A 1,545-nucleotide genomic window follows, 5' to 3' on the forward strand; every position below is an offset into this window, starting at 1 on the left:
CCACAAACAATCAATAATGAGGTGAAGCGCGGAACGGTCACACAACTTAAGCGCCAAAAGCAAAAAGGAAAGATCTATGATTACTATACTACAGTGTATGACGCTGATGCTGGACAAGTAGCTTATGACAAACATCGTTTAAACTGTGGCCGACGGCCAAAATGGGCGGATACAGATGCCTTTATAGAATGGGCCGATGATAAGATGTTACTTGATAAATGGTCTCCTGATGTCGTGACTGGTTTTGCGTTAGAACATGAGCTGTTTGATCGTACCATCATTCCTAGTACGACAACGCTTTACAATTGGATAGATAAAGGAATCATGCGAACAAAGAACCTTGATCTTTTAGAAAAACTCTCTCGTAAACCAAAAGCGTCCTCTCAGAAGAAACGCCCAAATAAACGTATTCTCGGGCAATCAATAGACAAACGCCCTAAAGAGATTGATGCTCGTCAAACGTTTGGTCACTGGGAAATCGACACAGTCGTTGGTAATAAGGAAAAGACCGATGCCGTACTACTAACCTTAGTTGAACGACAAACCCGTTTTGAAGTTATTATGAAGGTAAACGGTAAAGATCAACATTCAGTGAACGAAGCCATTTATTCTCTTCAAGAACGCGCTGGAGATGACTTTTCTACTTTGTTTAAAACGATTACTTCAGATAATGGCTCTGAATTTGCAGGTCTACATGAAGCATTAAAGGATACCCTGGATGTTTATTTTAGCCATCCTTATGCATCATTTGAGCGAGGAACGAGTGAGAATCAGCATAAGTTTATTCGTCGCTTCATTCCGAAAGGAAAGCCGATGGGTCACGTTTTAGAATCACAATGCTTACGTATACAACAATGGATGAGCGATTATCCTAGAAAAATATTGGGCTATAAAACACCTCATGAGTGTTTCGTCAATGCATTACGCTTAGAAAAGCAAGTGGCTTAACCCGTGAGGGCTTGACAACGAGCCTCCTTCGATATGACTTTAAAGCTGTAAAGCTGGCTGAAGCCAGCTTGTCAAAAGACTATCATGTCTCAGCTCATTATCAAGCCCTCACTACACAGATAATAACCGTCAAATATCACATGAAATTTAATTTTGATAAGTGGCTAACTTAAACTTGAAATTTTGGAAAATAACCTAATACAAATCATGGTATAATATATTAAAAGAGCACGTTCTTCTTTAAAGAAAAACGTGCTCTTTTAATATATTCCTGAATAATTCATAGCTCTAATTTAAAGCTGTTTTCTTGAATAAATTGCCTATTTTTATATTAGGAAGATACTTTCTTCTAAAATATTGTGTTTTCGAACAGGATTCTTAGGGAAGAAGGACCTATTAAAAATCCTTTGTCTATTTAAGGGCAGACTGATCCCTTGAAATAATCAGTTAAAACTTTATGCGATAACTCCTCTAAATACATTGTCTGGATCGCCGTAGGCGTTCGAAAACCTTATAAAATTCGGTTTGATACACATGATAACTCGACAGTTTTCGATAGACCCTCCTGCCTGTTTGAACGAGCTTCCCGGCGACTTT

General features: G+C 38.4%; 1 protein-coding gene. It reads left to right on the forward strand.

Annotation, left to right across the window (positions count from 1 at the left end):
* On the forward strand, positions 1 to 948 hold a 948-nt coding region (locus tag BMX83_RS10610), incomplete at its 5' end, for an IS30 family transposase (protein ID WP_091636842.1).
* Positions 949 to 1,545 lie beyond the last annotated feature (597 nt).

Origin of the sequence: Alkalibacterium gilvum (assembly GCF_900109085.1) — a bacterium.
GTDB classification, from domain to species: domain Bacteria; phylum Bacillota; class Bacilli; order Lactobacillales; family Carnobacteriaceae_A; genus Alkalibacterium; species Alkalibacterium gilvum.